Source organism: Bacillus sp. VA13 (genome assembly GCF_055710085.1).
This window is the reverse complement of sequence record NZ_JBVQPP010000006.1, coordinates 147,425-165,315: the sequence shown is the minus strand read 5'-3', so window position 1 is coordinate 165,315 and position 17,891 is coordinate 147,425. Positions and strand designations below refer to the sequence as shown.

Here is a 17,891-nt window from a genome sequence, read left to right as displayed (position 1 = left end):
TTGATTTATCGAAAAAAACATAATATTATAATTCTTATAAGAATACTGTGAATTGAAATGAGTTCAACAGGGGGGAAGGTCTTTTGGTTTCAAAATCAACGATTGATCCGGAAGTGATTGAAAAAATAATCAGCTCGCTGGAAACACTCGATTTCGGCACCATTCAGATTACGGTTCATGATTCTCAAGTTACCCAGATTGAGAAAATAGAAAAGCACCGTTTTTCGCTGAAAAGGAAAGAACCAAAGTGATCGTATAAGGGCGTTTGTTTTCATTAAATTCTCCTTAAAACATATACATATTTCATCCAATTTTTATATAATAGACCTTTAAGATCATTTTTTAGGAGGATTTTTGATATGCAAGCTACGGTTTACGAGAGTAAGCAATCGATCATGCAGCGCATTTTGACAGTCTTTGTCTTCACACTGCTAATCGCGACTGTCGGTCTATTTATCGGCCAATTTGTTCCTGTCGCTTTGATGCTGCCGCTTTCTATTCTAGAAGTAGGGATGATTATTCTGGCCTTCTGGATGCGCAGAAGAAAAGCGGTCGGATATGCGTTTGTATATACATTCGCGTTTGTTTCCGGCATTACCTTATTTCCGATCGTCAGCCACTACGCTTCCATCGCCGGCGCCTATGTCGTGCTTGAAGCCTTTGGCTCTACATTTGTCATTTTTGCCGTTCTGGGCACAATCGGCGCAAAAATGAAGAAGGATTTATCCTTCCTGTGGTCATTTCTGCTGGTAGCGGTTCTCGCGCTGGCGGTGGTTGGCATTTTCAACATTTTCAGTCCATTAAACTCAGCGGCTATGATGGCGTATTCCGTTATCGGAACCATCGTCTTTTCCCTTTATATTTTGTATGATCTAAACCAAATCAAACACCGCCATATTACGGAAGACTTAATTCCGGTTATGGCATTATCGCTGTACCTTGACTTTATCAACTTGTTCATCAATCTGCTTCGCTTCTTCGGCATTTTGAGCAGTGATGATTAATCAGAGAGCGCCTGTCTTTGGATAGGCGCTTTTTGCCATACATAAAAAGGGTGGTGGAGTTATGATGCAAAAACAACTGGGCGCTTATGTTTCCTTGGCAACAGCCATGGGGATCGTCGGCAGCTCGGTCGTCGTCGGCAAGCTGATGGTCGAGCGCATTCCGGTCTTTCTATCCTCGGGACTGCGTTTTTTGCTGGCTGCTATTGTATTGCTGACGCTGCTGTTTTACATTGAAAAAGGGTTTCCGGCTTTGACAAAAAAAGATGTGTTTGTATTGCTGGTACAATCATTCACAGGCGTGTTTTTGTTCAGTATTTGCCTGCTGTATGGTGTTCAAACCCCGATGGTAATCGGTATTTTATCCTTTTTCCTGCTGAGAGAAAAAATAGAGAAAAAGACGCTGATCGGCATTATGCTGGCGGTTTGCGGCGTGCTGGCGATTAATCTATTTGGAGCGGGGAGCCAAGACGGGACGCCACATGCCTTATTTGGCAACATGCTAATCATTGCCGCAGTCATTGGCGAAGCGTTGTTTACATTGCTGGCCAAGCTGTTATCTCCGCATATTTCGGCATTGGCGATTTCGACCTTCGTATCGCTCTTCGGTTTTCTGTTTTTTCTACCGTTTGCTTTGTTTGAGGCCTTTTCATTTGATTTTAGCGTGCCGACAGTTTTGGATTGGTCGTATGTGTTGTATTACGCGCTTTTTGTCACCGTTTTGGCGTTTTACTTATGGTATAGCGGGGTGAGGAAGGTGCCAGCGGGGGTGTCGGGCATTTTCACATCCGTTCTTCCGGTCTCCGCTGTCATTTTGTCAGGTGTGATATTGAAGGAGCCGTTTGAGCTTGTGCATTTGATTGGTATCGCATGTGTCATCAGCGGCGTATTTGTTACGGTTATAAAGAAAAAACAGCCGGATACGTATCCGGCTTCAGAAGAGAAGACGCTGTAGCCTGTCCTGGTCGGACGGGTTTTTTAGTCTTTAAACACGCTTAGCTTTTCAAAAAGATCACCAAGCATCTTCACGAACATGTCTTTTTCCTCGTCGCTGTAGTTTTCCATGACCGCGGAGATTTTGCTGAAATGGCCGGGCAGAAATTGCTCAAGCCGTTCTTTGCCCTCCTTTGTGAGTTCAATGCTGATTCTTCGTTTATCCTCTGTGTGATGCCTGCGGCTGACAAAACCGTCCCTCGCCAGCCCGTCCAGCAGTCCTGTAATTGTTGCTTTCGTGACGTTTGATTGCTTGGCAAGCTCTGTCGGACTTAACGTCTGATCCTTGGCATCAAAGAGCAGCATCAAGATTTTGAATTTTCCTTCTGACAGCCCGCTGCCTGCAAAGTAATGCTCCATCACATGATTCATTTTTTTAGAGATATCAAATAGAGATAAAAACAATTCAAGAGAACCGGCGTCTATATTGGCATACGTCTCGGCGTGCTCTGTTATATGCTTATATTTCGGTAAATGTTTTAATTCCATGATAATAAGCTCCCGTACGTTCGTTGTGACACGATTATAAAGGAGCGAAAACCATAACGCAACTTGGATTGGAGATGATTGACAGCTTTTTGCGAGACATAGTAAAGTAATATAGTTAGGCGCCTAACTATATATAGAGCTGAAAAGGTGGTTATTGATATGAAACATATTTTAATAGCAGGAGGCGGAATCGGCGGATTGTCAGCGGCCATTTCTCTTAGTAAGGCAGGGTTTTCTGTCACCTTGTGTGAAGCGGCTTCAGAAAACCGCAAAACAGGTGCAGGAATTCTTCAGCCGCAAAATGCACTGGCTGTCTTGAAAGAATTGGGCGTATTCGAAGAGTGCTGTAAGCATGGCTTTCAAACAGAATGGTTTAAAACGTTTGATGAACAGGGGAATTTGCTGTTTCAAGTCAGTGAATCCTTTTTAGATGACACACTTCCGGGACGCAATAATATCCTTCGAAAAACGTTAAATGACATTCTCGTTAAGCATGCCGAGGCTGCGGGTGTAAACATCAAGTGGGGGAAGAAGGTTGTCGCCTATGAAGAAACGGTTGAATCGGTCACTGCCGTATGTGAAGACGGAGAAAAGATGAAGGCTGACATTCTGGCAGGCTTTGACGGCATTCACTCCGTTGTTCGCGATATAATGCTGCAAAAGGAGACGGAAAAAGAGCGGCTCGGCATGGGGGCGTGGCGCTTTTATATCGAGCTTCCTGATTTTACATTTGAGGACGCGACATTGATGTACAGAAGCGGAGACATACAAATTGGCGTCGTGCCATTGGCAGAACACGCCGGCTATGTCTTCGTCCTCCAGCCTTGCACGAGCGATTACTGGGATGAGGAAGATACCCGGTTTGATAGAGTAAAAGAGATTCTCTCTGGCTTTTCGGGGCTGGATTTTGTCACAAAGCATATGTCAAAAGAGCATCCTGTCATGTTTAACAAACTGGAACAGGTCGCAGTGCACGAGCCATGGCACAAAGGCCGTGTTGTCATCGGCGGAGACGCCGCCCACGCCGGTGCGCCAACCCTGGCACAAGGAGCGGCAATGGCGATCGAGGATGCTATCGTCCTCGCCGAAGAACTCAAAAATCACGACGACATCAAAACCGCATTTCATGCGTATTACGAAAGAAGAGCCCCAAGAGCGCTCAAAGTCCAGAACCTCTCCTCAGAAATCGTCCGCCGCGGGCTGAAAGGAGAGCCGGGAGCGGAAGAGTTGATTGGGGAGTGCTATGCGGTGTTGAGGGAAGGGTATTAAATAGGAAAAGTCCAGAAAGTGATTTCTGGACTTTTTTATTTTTGTATATTGGAGGAATTAAAATTATAATTTACCAGGTTATACTTTAATCTTCTTTGTGGTGAGTATTGGTAATTAAAGTGCAAGAATTGATATAGTTATAAAGAAGATATCAGTCTATTAAGTAATTAAAGAGGTTCGTTTAATGTCGAAAAAAATGTTAAGAATAAGGAGAAGAATATGGAAAAGCATAAAGATGTATTATTAGAGCAGGTTCAGGAATTTGAACTAGTATTTGAGAAATATTTTAAGGCATTTATGGAATATTTAAATGGAGGAATACTTAAAGATAGTGAGTATGTATTTAATCATCCTACTTTATTTCAACTTTCCAATAAGCTTCAAGTAGTTTATTTAAAACTACCTGCATATTTGAGAAAGAGGCTAATGGAACTTGAGTTCGAAGTTTTTCTGCATTGTAATAATGTGGTCGATTTTTATTCGTTTAGAATTTTCTTATTAGAGAATCAGCGTTTTCAAAGAACGTCTACAATTGCCGAAAGAGTGACTTCTGAAATTGATTTAGCAAAACTACTTATAGAAAATGGCATATTCGAGACATACATAAAGTTACCAAAAAGAAATTTTGAATTTTATAGGGAACAAGCTCAATATAAGATAATGAATGAATTATATGAAAAAAGACTTGAGTCAGAAAAAAATAAAGAAAAATTAGCTCAGAATTATGCACTTAATGAATCTGGAAATGGTTTAGAAATAGATAAAGAGCTTCCAAAAAAAGATGACTTTTTCGATACCGCGATGGAAAAAGTTGGGAGAACAGGAACTATACTTGATTCAGCTGATAATATAGTTGGAAAGACATTTAATCTTATAAAAGCTTTAACCAATATTGGAAAACTTTTCTGACGATAACTGCATTAACAGATAAACGATAAGAAAATTTCAAAAAAATAAATGTGAATAATTTGATGTGCTTAAAAAGTCTTTAATATGGTCTTACTAACTGAACTACATTTCTAAAAACAAGAGAGAAGTACTTAGTACTCCTCTCACATCCCCTTATTCCGTATCCGCTCAATCACCTCATGCAATCCCTCAGGCTTGTAAAACTCCACCGGGGAACTCCCCTTCTCAAACGAAATCGTCTCGGCTTCAATCAGCGCGACATAGCGCCCGTTCACTTTTGCGAGATGAATCGAATCGCCAAAATCCGCTAGCAATCCCTTAATCTCGGTTTCTCCGACTTTCATTTTCAGTTGGGCCTCTGGTGTGTGCTCGATGATTTGGGCGGAGGCTTCGATCACTTGATGGGTGTCGAGACGCTCTTGGATTTCCCGTTTTTCGCTCGCTTCCCAAATTTCGATGTCTTGTTCAAATTGCTTGAGCTCTTCGCTGTTGTCTTCAAATGTCTCGTAGACGTGCTCCTGCACCATGTTCATGACCTGGTTTTTCATGATTTCCGGCATTGATTCGCCGTACTCGACGAATTTTAGAAAGTCCTCGAAATAGCGGGCGTGCGAGGCCTGGTGGATTTTCAGCTCGCCTTCCTCGACCATTCCCTCTTCGGGCATGTACGGGTATTGGATGCTTTTCATGTTTTTTGTCGTGATCGCCATTTCGACTTTTTTAATGAGAGAAGATGCGTCTGAGATGCGGGCGACCTTCGGCTCAAAATCACATTTCATTATGAAGACAAATGACTCGTCGAAGTATTTTCTCGGCACGGCTGAAGCGACGAGGAACACGCCGCCGCGGACTGCGCTCGTGTCGAGGTACGTGCGGACGAACTGCTCGCTTAGCTCGTTAAAGTCTTCTTTTGTTTCCGCCAGTCGCGCCCGGTTGAACATGTTGTAATTCGGGTTGGAATCGAGCTCGTGGCCGGGCTCGACGATAAAATGGCCGATTTTCGTCGGCACCTGCTCGGACTGCGGATGGCGGTCGGCTTTCCGTTTGACGATTTTTTTCAGTTCCCCGTCGAGAAAGTCCTTCAGCTCGCTTTCTTCAAATTCGCCCGTATCAAGGGTCTGGAAGTGCTTGAACTGCTTGTTCGCCTGCTCATCTTTGCCTTCCACCTGTATGACATAAAAGGATAAAAAACGAATTTCAAAATCCATATATAAACTCACCTTATTCGCGTATTGTACAGCTTCTCAAGTATAGAAAAAACAGCAATCATGCGTCAATTGGGAGAACGGAATAATCATGACCATGAAAGGGAAATGTAGTCAAATAGAAGGCATCTCATACGGAAAGGAATGGTTCGATGAAGGAAACAAGCCCGATTCCTCAGCCGAAGACGTTTGGGCCGCTCGGCAATTTGCCTTTAATCGATAAAGACAAGCCGACGCTTTCGCTGATCAAACTGGCGGAAGAACAGGGCCCGATTTTTCAAATCCATACACCTGCAGGCACGACCATTGTAGTGTCCGGCCACGAATTGGTGAAAGAGGTTTGTGATGAAGAACGGTTTGATAAAAGCATTGAAGGCGCCTTGGAAAAGGTTCGCGCATTTTCCGGTGACGGATTGTTTACAAGCTGGACGCATGAGCCTAACTGGAGAAAAGCGCACAACATTCTGATGCCGACGTTCAGCCAGCGGGCCATGAAGGACTACCATGAGAAAATGGTCGATATTGCCGTTCAGCTCATTCAAAAATGGGCCAGGCTTAACCCGAATGAAGCAGTCGATGTCCCAGGGGATATGACCCGGCTGACGCTCGACACAATTGGGCTGTGCGGGTTTGACTATCGCTTTAACAGCTACTACAGAGAAACGCCCCACCCGTTTATCAACAGCATGGTGCGGGCGCTGGATGAAGCGATGCACCAGATGCAGCGTCTTGATTTTCAAGATAAGCTTATGGTCAGAACAAAGCGCCAATTTCATCATGATATTCAAACAATGTTTTCATTAGTCGACAGCATTATTGCGGAGCGGAGATCGAATGGAGATCAGGATGAAAAAGATTTGCTTGCCCGCATGCTGAATGTGGAAGATCCGGAAACAGGTGAAAAGCTCGACGATGAAAATATCCGCTTTCAAATCATTACGTTTTTGATTGCCGGGCATGAAACCACGAGCGGACTGCTTTCCTTTGCGATCTACTTTTTATTGAAGCATCCTGACAAACTGGAGAAAGCGTATGAAGAGGTCGACCGGGTGCTGACGGGTGCAGCGCCGACCTATAAACAAGTGCTCGAGCTGAAATACATACGGATGATTTTAAATGAATCACTGCGCTTATGGCCGACGGCTCCGGCTTTCAGCCTTTATCCAAAAGAAGACACAGTCATTGGCGGAAAGTATCCGATTACAACCAAAGATAGAATTTCTGTGCTGATTCCGCAGCTTCATCGTGATCAAGACGCTTGGGGAGAGGACGCTGAAGAATTCCGTCCAGAACGGTTTGAACATCAGGACCAAGTGCCTCATCATGCGTACAAACCGTTCGGAAATGGACAGCGGGCCTGTATCGGCATGCAGTTTGCCCTTCATGAAGCTACACTTGTGCTGGGCATGGTTTTAAAATATTTCACGTTAATTGATCATGAGAATTATGAGCTTGATATCAAACAAACCTTAACACTCAAGCCGGGCGATTTTCGTATCAGGGTTCAAACACGGCATCAGGAAGCCATTCATGCGGACGTTCCGGCAGCTGAAAAAGCGGCGCCTGATGAGCAAAAAGAGAAAACGGAAACAAAGGGCGCATCGGTTATCGGTCTTAACAACCGCCCGCTTCTCGTGCTGTATGGATCTGATACCGGTACCGCAGAAGGCGTAGCCCGCGAGCTTGCCGATACAGCCAGTCTTCATGGCGTAAGGACTGAAGTGGCACCTCTGAACGACCGGATTGGAAAACTGCCGAAAGATGGAGCGGTTGTCATTGTGACCTCGTCTTATAACGGAAAACCGCCAAGCAATGCCGGACAGTTCGTGCAGTGGCTTCAAGAAATCAAACCGGGTGAGCTTGAAGGCGTCCATTACGCGGTATTTGGCTGCGGTGACCACAACTGGGCGAGCACGTACCAGTACGTGCCGAGATTCATTGATGAGCAGCTTGCGGAGAAAGGCGCGACTCGGTTTTCTGCGCGCGGAGAGGGGGATGTTAGCGGTGATTTTGAAGGGCAGCTTGACGAGTGGAAAAAAAGCATGTGGACAGACGCCATCAAAGCATTCGGACTTGAGCTTAATGAAAACGCCGATAAGGAACGAAGCACACTGAGCCTTCAGTTTGTCAGAGGGCTGGGCGAGTCTCCGCTGGCTAGATCGTACGAAGCCTCTCACGCATCCATTGCCGAAAATCGTGAACTCCAGTCCGCAGACAGTGATCGCAGCACCCGCCATATCGAAATCACATTGCCGCCGGATGTTGAATATCGGGAGGGCGATCACCTTGGCGTATTGCCAAGGAACAGCCAAACCAATGTCAGCCGGATTCTTCACAGATTCGGCCTGAAGGGAACCGACCAAGTGACATTGTCGGCAAGCGGGCGCAGTGCGGGGCATCTGCCATTAGGGCGTCCTGTCAGCCTGCATGATCTTCTCAGCTACAGCGTCGAGGTGCAAGAAGCCGCCTCAAGGGCGCAAATACGGGAGCTGGCGGCATTTACAGTCTGTCCGCCACATAAACGCGAATTAGAAGATCTGGCGGCAGAGGGTGTCTATCAGGAACAAATATTGAAAAAACGGATTTCTATGCTGGATCTGCTTGAACAATATGAAGCGTGTGATATGCCGTTTGAACGATTTCTAGAGCTTTTACGGCCGTTAAAACCGAGATATTATTCGATTTCAAGCTCTCCAAGGGTAAATCCTGAGCAAGCATCAATTACAGTTGGTGTCGTGCACGGCCCTGCGTGGAGCGGCCGCGGCGAATACAGGGGCGTATCTTCAAATTACTTAGCTGAGCGTCAAGCGGGTGATGATGTCGTGATGTTTGTCCGCACACCGGAATCCCGGTTTCAGCTTCCGGAAGACCCTGAAACCCCAATCATTATGGTCGGGCCGGGCACAGGAGTAGCGCCATTCCGCGGTTTCCTCCAAGCACGCGCAGCTTTAAAGCGGGAGGGAAAAGCGCTCGGCGAAGCTCATCTCTATTTTGGATGCAGGAACGATCATGATTTTATTTACCGTGACGAGCTTGAGCAGTTTGAAAAAGATGGAATCGTCACTGTCCACACAGCCTTTTCCCGAAAAGAAGGCATGCCGAAAACGTATGTCCAGCATCTCATGGCTGACCATGCAGAAACATTGATTTCGATTCTTGATCGCGGAGGCAGGCTCTATGTATGCGGTGATGGCAGCAAAATGGCCCCAGATGTGGAGGCCGGACTGCAAAAAGCGTACCAGTCTGTTCATGGCACCGGTGAACAAGAAGCACAAAACTGGCTGAAACATCTGCAGGATACCGGTATATATGCAAAAGATGTTTGGTCGGGGATTTAAAGACTGGAGATATCCAGTCTTTTTTTTGCTCTTTCGAAAAAATTGTGATCACGCTAAACATGAGTGCATACAATAGCCACAGTCCGCCAGAGGGCGGGCTTTCTGCAAAACCTATTTTTCGTTTTTGCTAGTTTATGTTATTCTTATACTCGGTATCTATTTCTTTTTTCAAAGGCACACATGACAAAAGAAACCCTTTTTTTATTTCCGAGAAAAAATGTGAAACGAAATGAAGGCTTCTTTCGTCCAGTGTTTGGTCGAAATGGTTGCAATAAAATTGGTATGGTGCGAAGCATAAATATTCCGGCTTACCGCGGTGTATTTATTTGTTGTGTGATGCCTTGATTTTGTTTGGAAAGAAGGAATTGGAAGGCAGGATAAAGAGCAGGTAAATATGAATGAAGACTTAAAGTGTTTAAGAAAGTAGAGGTTGCCATGAAGAAACTTTTTTCTTACAAACTTAGCTTTTTTGTGCTGGCTGTTGTACTGTTTTGGGCAAAAACGTATTTATCCTACAAGACTGAGTTTAATCTTGGGGTAAAAGGCACAACCCAGGAGATCCTCCTGGTATTTAACCCGTTCTCAAGTGCGGTCTTCTTTTTAGGACTGGCTTTGCTTGCGAAAGGGCGTAAATCAGCCATTATCATGCTGATTATCGATTTCGTAATGACATTTGTGTTATACGCAAATATTTTATTCTATCGTTTCTTTGACGATTTCTTGACATTCCCGAACATTAAACAGTCCGGAAATGTCGGAAACATGGGAGACGGGATTTTCAGTATCATGGCCGCTCATGATATTTTCTATTTCTTAGATATCATTATTTTGATTGCGGTATTGATCTGGAGACCTGAATTAAAACAATACAAAATGAAAAAACGCTTTGCATCTTTAGTGATCCTTTCCGGGGTCGCACTGTTTTTCATCAACCTGCACTATGCGGAAAAAGACCGTCCGCAGCTGCTGACAAGAACGTTTGACCGCAATTATATCGTGAAATATTTAGGTCTTTACAATTACACCATTTATGACGGTGTTCAGACGGCTCAAACGGAAACGCAAAGAGCCTACGCGAGCAGCGATGATTTAACAAGCGTCGAGAATTACACGACGTCTCACTATGCGAAACCGAATGCCGAGTACTTCGGCTCTGCCAAAGGCAAAAACATCATTAAGATTCACCTGGAAAGCTTCCAGTCATTCCTGATTGACTACAAGCTGAACGGTGAAGAGGTGACGCCGTTCTTGAATAAACTTGCACACGGCGGGGAAGATGTGACGTATTTTGATAACTTTTTCCATCAGACAGGCCAGGGAAAAACATCTGATGCCGAGCTGACAATGGATAACTCCATCTTCGGTCTTCCTGAAGGCTCCGCGTTTGTGACAAAAGGCGAAAACACATATCAGTCACTTCCTGCAATTTTGGATCAAAAGGAAGGCTACACAAGCGCCGTCCTGCATGGTGACTACAAATCGTTCTGGAACCGTGACCAGATTTACAAACATATTGGATATGATAAGTTCTTCGACGCAAGCAGTTATGATATGTCAGATGAAAACATCGTGAATATGGGACTCAAGGATAAGCCGTTCTTTACTGAATCGATTCCAAAACTTGAATCTCTTAAACAGCCGTTTTACGCCCATTTAATTACGTTGACAAACCATTATCCATTTAACCTGGATGAAGAAGATGCGTCCATTAAGAAAGCGACAACCGGTGATAAAACAGTTGATAATTACTTCCAGACAGCCCGTTATCTTGACGAGGCGCTTGAGCAATTCTTCAAGGAGCTGAAGGAAGCCGGTCTGTATGACGACTCAGTCATCGTGATTTACGGTGACCATAACGGTATTTCTGAAAATCATAACCGTGCGATGAAAGAAATTCTTGGAAAAGAGATCACAGATTATCAAAACGCGCAAAACCAGCGTGTGCCGCTGATGATCCGTGTTCCTGGCAAAAAAGGCGGAGTGAACCATACGTATGGCGGCGAAATTGATGTCATGCCGACACTTCTGCACTTACAAGGAATTGATTCGCAGAAATATATCAACTTTGGTACTGATTTATTCTCTAAAGACCACGACGATACAGTGGCGTTCAGAAACGGAGACTTCGTGACGCCGAAGTACACATCTGTCGACAATGTCATTTACGATACGAAGACTGGTGAAAAACTGAAAGCGAATGAAGAAACGAAAAATCTGAAAACAAGAGTGAACCAGCAGCTGAGTCTGTCAGACAGTGTCTTGTACAAAGACTTGCTGAGGTTCCACAAACTCAGCGATTTCACAGCCGTTGATCCGTCTGACTATCATTACGGCAAGGAAAAAGAAATCAAATAAGACGAGAAAGAGCCTTGAGCGGGCGCATTGCCTTCGCTCAAGGCTCTTTTTTTTGGTTACATAACCAACTTGAAAAAATAGATTCCATTTGGTCACCAAGGCCGCCTTTCTCTCATATCATTACAGTAGATTTTGAAACCGGTATTGAAGTGGACAAATTATCGGGGAAACGCCTTGATAGATTGTAAAGATGTACCAGGTTTCGAACTCAATATTCATAGAGATGAGGGGTAGAGATGAAAGCGGTCATTCTCTGCGGCGGAAAAGGAACGAGAATGAGTGAAGTCACGAATGACATTCCTAAACCGCTCGCCATGATAGGCGGCAAACCGATTCTATGGCATATTATGAAAATCTATCAGTACTACGGAGTAAACGAGTTTATTCTGCTTTTGGGCTATAAAGGAGAAAAAATCAAAGAATACTTTCTCGACTATGAATGGAAGCACAACAGCCTGACTCTCGACAGCTCTACGGGAGAGGTACAGATGCTGGGGCAGCCTGAAACGTGGAAAATTACGTTTTTGGAGACAGGGGAAGACACACTGACAGCCGGAAGAATCTTGCAGGCAAAAGACTATATCGGCGATGAAACGTTTCTGCTCACCTATGGGGACGGGCTGGCCAATATCAATCTTTTCCATCTCATCAGCTATCATCAGACAAAAGGGGCTGCCGCGACTGTCACCGGCATTGACAAAGTCTCGCAGTTCGGCACCTTGACGGTTGAGGACGGCATGGCGAAAACATTTTCTGAGAAGACATCAAGTGACGGAATCATCAACGGCGGATTCTTTGTTCTCAGTCCCAAGGTTTTCGATTATTTGCCGAAGGACGGGAACATGATGTTCGAAGATGAACCGCTGAAGAACCTTGCCAAAGACGGGGAGCTTGCCGTGTACCGCCATTATGGATTTTGGACGGCCATCGATACGTATAAAAATCTCTTAGAAGTCAACAAAATGTGGGATCAAGGACAACAAGTATGGAAGGTATGGTGAACTGATTTGAGTTTCTGGAAAAATAAAAACGTATTTGTTACGGGGTGTACAGGTCTTTTAGGAAGCTATTTGGTGAAAGAGCTGATCGAACAGGGCGCAAAAGTTACGGGGCTTGTCAGGGATCATGTGCCTCAATCCAACCTTTATCAGGGAGAACATATCAAGAAAATGAACATCGTGCAGGGCTCTCTTGAAGACTTGCCTGTGATTGAACGCGCGCTTGGCGAGTATGAAATTGACACAGTCTTTCACCTCGCTGCACAAGCAATTGTCGGCGTGGCCAACCGCAACCCGATTTCTACCTTTGAAGCGAATATCCTCGGCACATGGAATATTCTCGAAGCCTGCCGCAAGCATCCGTTAATAAAGCGGGTGATTGTCGCTTCAAGTGATAAAGCTTACGGCGATCAAGAAAACCTTCCGTACGATGAAAATATGCCGCTGCAAGGCAAGCATCCGTACGACGTCTCAAAAAGCTGCGCAGATCTGATCAGCCACACGTATTTTCATACGTACGGGCTTCCGGTCTGCATCACGCGTTGCGGGAACCTGTACGGCGGCGGGGATTTGAACTTCAACCGCATCATTCCGCAGACGATTCAGCTTGTGCTGAACGGGGAAGCGCCGGAAATCCGCAGCGACGGGACCTTTGTTCGCGACTACTTCTATATTGAAGATGCTGTTCAGGCTTATTTGCTTCTGGCAGAAAAAATGGAAGAAAACAATCTTGCCGGAGAGGCCTTTAACTTCAGCAATGAGATCCAGCTGACTGTACTTGAACTGGTAGAAAAAATCTTGAAGAAGATGAACAGTGATCTGAAGCCGAAAGTGCTGAACCAAGGAAGCAATGAAATCAAACATCAATATTTATCCGCGGAAAAAGCAAGAAAGCTGCTGAATTGGACACCGGCCTACACCATTGATGAAGGACTTGAAAAAACGATTGAGTGGTATACGGAATTCTTCAAAAAGTAATGTGAAACGAGGTGAACATGACTGTGACCAGCGCGTATTGCACCGTTTTATCAAAAGGGAGATTATATCAGGCAGTCGCCTTATTTAAGTCTTTAGAGCAAGTTGACCAAGACAGTCCCATTTTTACGCTATGCATGGATGAAGATACGCACCGCGTGTTACAGAAACTGAAGATGAAGCAGCTGAATCTTGTGCCGGTGGCCGCGCTCGAAAATGAAATGCTTCTGAAGCTGAAGGAAACTAGAGATCAAAGCGAGTACTGCTGGACGATGAAGCCGATCTTTCTGCAAGCTGTGCTAAACAGCAATCCCGAGCTGGAGCGTGTAACGTATATTGACGGAGATCTCTTTTTCTACGCTGATCCGTCGCCGATTTTTGAAAACCAGCCGGACTGTTCGGTGCTGCTTTCACGGGGGGATATCGTAATCCCTTCTTTTGAGAAAGAGCAGATTGACATGCTGCAGCGTCTTTTAGGCAAATATAACTCAGGCTTTATCAGCTTCAAGCATGATGATGCCGGCACGGACTGCCTGGAGTGGTGGAAGGAACGCTGTCTTGAGGAATGCAAAAATGCCCCGGGTGAAGGGAAATTCGGTGATCAGGGCTATTTGGATTATATGTCTGAGCTGTTTCCGAATGTGTGTGACATTACGACACCCGGTGTGAACATCGGCCACTGGAACTACGGACAGCATACGTTTTCCTGGGAGGATGGCCGGATTGTGCTGGAGGATGGTAGCCCGCTGATCTTTTACCATTTCAGCGGATACCGAATCGTCAGCATCAATCAAATCAAACAGATTCATGAAACAACCCGCACCGATCTGCCGTTTATGCATGAACTGTACCAAGAGACGCTGCCGCATATCATTCAGCACATCAAAACGTTAGACCCTGAATTTAACGGTTTTGCTTCAAAAGATGACAACAAATAAATGATTAAATACAGGAAGTGAAAATGAAGTGAAAGCAAGCGTTATTATTCCTGCATATAATTCAAAGGAGCGCCTGTATAACAGCCTTCTGTCATTAAACCAGCAGGAGTGCGATGAAGAATTTGAAGTCATTGTAGCAGACAATGGCTCTGAGGACGGGACGCTCTCAATGCTTGAGACATTTCAAGCAGACTTTCCGCTGATCTTTACACGGATTAAGGAAAACAGGGGCATTGCGTACGGAAGAAATCAGGCAGTTCGCAATGCCAGAGGAGATATCTTGATTTTCCATGATAGCGATATGCTTGCGGCAAAGGACCTTGTGGCAAAGCATATTAAAGCCCATGAGAACGAAGAGAATCTCGTCGTGTGCGGTTTGTTTTGGAAACGGATCTACAGTTTTTATTATGAACGCTTTGAAGATGAACATAAGGAACAGCTCGCAAAGCTCGTAGACGAAATGCCGGAAAAAGACAAACAAAAGCTGCTGCAGGAAGCGGACATCAAAAACGGAAGCTTTCTGGATAAAAGCTTTGACCTCGATACCGATTTTATTGACGTGCTCAAGCGGATTTTAGAGGAGTACGGCGATGACCTGAAAGGCTATCATATGCCATGGCGCTTTTTTATCACGAATAACTCTTCTGTTAAACGCAAGCATGTGGTTGACCTCGGTTTATTTGATGAAGGCATTGTGCGGTACGGGTTTGAGGATTATGACCTCGGGATCAGACTTCATCAGGCCGGACTGACGTTCAGGCTGCATCGCGACATTGTCAGTGTTCATCAGGAGCACCCGAGCAATTGTAAGTCTGTAGACGATATTCGGGCAAACATTACCTATATGTGCGATAAATACAACAATATTCGCTCCTTAGACGTTCATCTCGCTTTTAACGGGCCGTTCCCTCCTGACATGACGAACGGCATCATGGCTGATATTCATAAGCTTTTGGAATCTCAGAAATACGACTTGCTGCTGAATGTGTTTCTTGAGCTGCTCCATGTTGTTAAAGAGCGCAACATTGACCCGGATTGGCGAAAGAAAGCCCCAAGGGTGACGGCGAAAAGCTTTGATTTGCAAACTGTCCGTAAGCTTCTGCCAAAAGCGAAGAAAAAGCTTGGCGTGAACGATTTTGCCAACGCACTGTATGCGCTTGTCAACGATTTGCTGCACGTGGATCTTAGATAATTGGATGTGGTATAGTGAGTACATTTCATTTTTCAACGATAGTGTCAAGGACGCATATCTTTAAGCTGATGCCCATGATTCATTCTCTCCATGAGCATTGCGATGATTTTCATTTGTATGTGCTGTGTGTCGATCAGAAAGCGTATGAATTGCTTCAGCACGTACCATGGGAGCATGTGACCTTTGTGCAGCTGCATGAAATGGAAGACCCGGAGCTGCTGCAAGCGAAAAGCAATCGAACGTTTCATGAATATTGCTGGACATTGAAGCCGGCCTTTCTGTTCCATGTCATGAGCAAGTGGGGTGACGCAGAATACTTTGCTCATATGGATACCGATCTGTTTTTCTTTTCTGATCCGGCACGTATTTTTACGGAAAACCCAACGGCTTCTCTGTATTTGACCGATCACCGCAACTCGCCGCGGTTCATAACCTACTATGAGCGGACCGGCCGCTTTAACACAGGCTTTGTCGGTGCCGGGAATACGAAGGAAGCATATGAAGCGGTGTGGCAGTGGAGACAGGAGTGCATTGCATTTTGCACGGTAGAAATGGATACGGAACGAAAGACGTACGGTGATCAAAGATATGTGGAGAAATGGCCAGCGCAGTATAAGGGTGTGCATGTTGTCAAGTCAATCGGAGCCAATACAGCGCTTTGGAATATCGAAAACTATAAGGTCGGGCATAAGGACGGCCGCGTGTATGTAGATGAAACGCCGCTGATATTCTATCATTTCTCCGGGTTTACACTCATTACGGAAAAAGAGTTTAATCTTTGCTGGTATTACCGAATTGAAGATGAAGCGACAGTTGAAATGATTTATATGCCGTATGTATTAAACCTGAAAAAATGGATTGACGAAATTCAGTCAGCGTTTCCGGACTTTGCGGACGGCTTTATCCCGAAGCACGCAGTGCCTGACACTCATTTTATACAGCTGGATTAAGAAACCCCTGCCGGATGGCAGGGGTTTTTCAGCTATGCCATTCTCTCAGCTTCTGATCGCTCGGCAATAGGAAGGCTAGGATGCCGAGGACAGGGAGAAAGGCAATGGCAATCATCGTCGGGGTCAGTCCCGCGGCGTCAATCAGAGCGCCCAGCGCCACAGCGCCGATCGCGCCCATCCCGAAGGCGAGCCCGACGGTCAAACCTGACATTGTGCCGATTTTTCCAGGGACAAGCTCCTGTGCGTAGACAACCGTTACGGAAAAGCTCGACATCAGAACCAAACCGATCAATGCAAGCACGCCATAGGCGAGCACCGGTCCGGCAAATGGAAGCAAAATCGCCAGCGGCGCCGAGCAGAGCAGCGAACCGAGGATCACGAAGCGTTTTCCGAAACGGTCTGCAAGCGGGCCACCGAGAAACGTGCCGACAGCGCCGAACAGCAAAAAGACAAAAATATAGCTTTGTGCCTGCTGAATGCTTACGTGATATGTATCCATCGCGTAAAACGTGTAAAAGTTGCCGATCGCACTCGTATACCAAGAACGTGCAAAAATGAGAAATATAATAATGATAAGAGCAGATACAACAGACTTGGTGATGGCCGTGTTTTCAGCTGTTTTCTTTTGTTTGTCTGACCTCTGGGCAAGGCTTCCGATACGTGCGGCATACCATCTCGCAATATACAGCAGAAACATAACCGCGAGCGCGGCGACAAGCGTGAACCAAACGGCGCCGAATTGTCCGAGCGGCACAAGAATCAGCGCGGTAATCAGAGGCGCCATCGCCTGGCCTGAGTTTCCGCCCACCTGATAGATCGACTGGGCGAGCCCGCGTTTTGTGCCGGCGGCCATATACGCCACACGGGAGCCTTCCGGATGGAAAATGGCGGAGCCTAATCCGATAAAAAACACACAGCATAAGATCGTTATGAATGAAGGGGCAAATGCAAGGCCCAAAATGCCGAGCATGCTGGCGGTCAAACCGATTGGCAACGCGTACGGCCGCGGCCGTTTATCGGTATACCAGCCGACGACAGGCTGCATCACAGATGACACCATGTTTAATGTGAAAGCGATGATGCCGAGCTGTGTAAACGTCAGGCTCATGGAGCGTTCCAAAATAGGGAACATGGCCGGAATCACGGCTTGCAGCGAATCGTTGAGCATATGGCAGATTCCGATGATAATCAAAATCGGATACACCGTGGTGCCGGGTTTTTGAACTGTTTTTTCTTTTAGCGGGGCGGCGATAGCCAAATGAGTCTCCTCCTTACATAT

14 protein-coding genes and 1 pseudogene are annotated in these 17,891 nt (G+C 45.6%); 12 read left to right on the top strand and 3 right to left on the bottom strand.

The features are described from left to right. Positions 1–83 precede the first annotated feature (83 nt). The 3 genes and pseudogenes from AC0C66_RS19970 (at position 84) to AC0C66_RS19960 (ending at position 1,956) form a co-directional block, all read left to right on the top strand. Complete coding sequence (locus tag AC0C66_RS19970; protein WP_014112980.1) at positions 84–251, top strand: YezD family protein; 168 nt, start codon at positions 84–86, stop codon at positions 249–251. 108 nt (positions 252–359) lie between these two features. Beyond that, complete coding sequence (locus AC0C66_RS19965) at positions 360–1,004, top strand: Bax inhibitor-1/YccA family protein (protein WP_014112981.1); 645 nt, start codon at positions 360–362, stop codon at positions 1,002–1,004. Next, positions 1,004–1,956 (top strand): annotated as a pseudogene (locus AC0C66_RS19960) (DMT family transporter). Before AC0C66_RS19965 ends, AC0C66_RS19960 begins: the two are co-directional and overlap by 1 nt. Before the next feature lie 23 nt (positions 1,957–1,979). Here AC0C66_RS19960 and yetL read toward each other — a convergent pair. Continuing rightward, a complete protein-coding gene (yetL, locus tag AC0C66_RS19955) occupies positions 1,980–2,483 on the bottom strand; it encodes a transcriptional regulator YetL (protein ID WP_014112983.1) in 504 nt (167 codons plus the stop codon). 159 nt (positions 2,484–2,642) lie between these two features. Between yetL and AC0C66_RS19950 the strand changes: the two genes are divergently transcribed. Both AC0C66_RS19950 and AC0C66_RS19945 read left to right on the top strand, forming a co-directional pair. Then, positions 2,643–3,752 (top strand): FAD-dependent oxidoreductase, encoded by a 1,110-nt coding sequence (locus AC0C66_RS19950; RefSeq protein WP_461845922.1) that lies wholly within the window; start codon positions 2,643–2,645, stop codon positions 3,750–3,752. Positions 3,753–3,971: 219 nt separating this feature from the next. Beyond that, positions 3,972–4,661 (top strand): hypothetical protein, encoded by a 690-nt coding sequence (locus AC0C66_RS19945; RefSeq protein ID WP_461845921.1) that lies wholly within the window; start codon positions 3,972–3,974, stop codon positions 4,659–4,661. A gap of 143 nt (positions 4,662–4,804) precedes the next feature. Here the strand turns inward: AC0C66_RS19945 and AC0C66_RS19940 are convergent, their stop codons facing one another. Further along, positions 4,805–5,869: a DUF3900 domain-containing protein gene (locus AC0C66_RS19940; protein ID WP_072182902.1), complete on the bottom strand. Its 1,065-nt coding sequence runs from the start codon at positions 5,867–5,869 to the stop codon at positions 4,805–4,807. A 149-nt stretch (positions 5,870–6,018) separates the two neighbouring features. On the opposite strand from AC0C66_RS19940, the gene cypD reads away from it, so the two are divergent. The 7 genes from cypD (at position 6,019) to AC0C66_RS19905 (ending at position 16,612) form a co-directional block, all read left to right on the top strand. Further along, entirely contained in the window at positions 6,019–9,204 is a 3,186-nt protein-coding gene (gene cypD / locus AC0C66_RS19935; RefSeq protein WP_461845920.1) for a bifunctional P-450/NADPH--P450 reductase, read from the top strand. A gap of 435 nt (positions 9,205–9,639) precedes the next feature. Further along, positions 9,640–11,559 carry a lipoteichoic acid synthase LtaS1 gene (gene ltaS1 / locus AC0C66_RS19930; RefSeq protein ID WP_072182904.1) on the top strand — a complete coding sequence of 640 codons (1,920 nt, stop codon included), beginning with the start codon at positions 9,640–9,642 and terminating at the stop codon, positions 11,557–11,559. Positions 11,560–11,795: 236 nt separating this feature from the next. Next, the gene (locus tag AC0C66_RS19925; protein ID WP_014112990.1) at positions 11,796–12,560 is read left to right on the top strand and encodes a glucose-1-phosphate cytidylyltransferase; all 765 of its coding nucleotides are present in this window, start codon (positions 11,796–11,798) and stop codon (positions 12,558–12,560) included. A gap of 6 nt (positions 12,561–12,566) precedes the next feature. Continuing rightward, positions 12,567–13,535, top strand: coding sequence for a GDP-mannose 4,6-dehydratase (locus AC0C66_RS19920; protein ID WP_072182905.1), 969 nt, complete (start codon positions 12,567–12,569; stop codon positions 13,533–13,535). 23 nt (positions 13,536–13,558) lie between these two features. Then, a complete protein-coding gene (locus AC0C66_RS19915; RefSeq protein WP_061187089.1) occupies positions 13,559–14,470 on the top strand; it encodes a putative nucleotide-diphospho-sugar transferase in 912 nt (303 codons plus the stop codon). Positions 14,471–14,498: 28 nt separating this feature from the next. Beyond that, entirely contained in the window at positions 14,499–15,662 is a 1,164-nt protein-coding gene (locus tag AC0C66_RS19910) for a glycosyltransferase family 2 protein (RefSeq protein ID WP_072182906.1), read from the top strand. A gap of 14 nt (positions 15,663–15,676) precedes the next feature. After that, on the top strand, positions 15,677–16,612 hold the full coding sequence (locus tag AC0C66_RS19905; protein WP_072182907.1) for a putative nucleotide-diphospho-sugar transferase: 936 nt from the start codon (positions 15,677–15,679) through the stop codon (positions 16,610–16,612). 28 nt (positions 16,613–16,640) lie between these two features. On the opposite strand, the gene AC0C66_RS19900 is transcribed toward AC0C66_RS19905, so the two are convergent. Continuing rightward, on the bottom strand, positions 16,641–17,870 hold the full coding sequence (locus AC0C66_RS19900) for an MFS transporter (RefSeq protein ID WP_072182908.1): 1,230 nt from the start codon (positions 17,868–17,870) through the stop codon (positions 16,641–16,643). Positions 17,871–17,891: the final 21 nt, after the last annotated feature.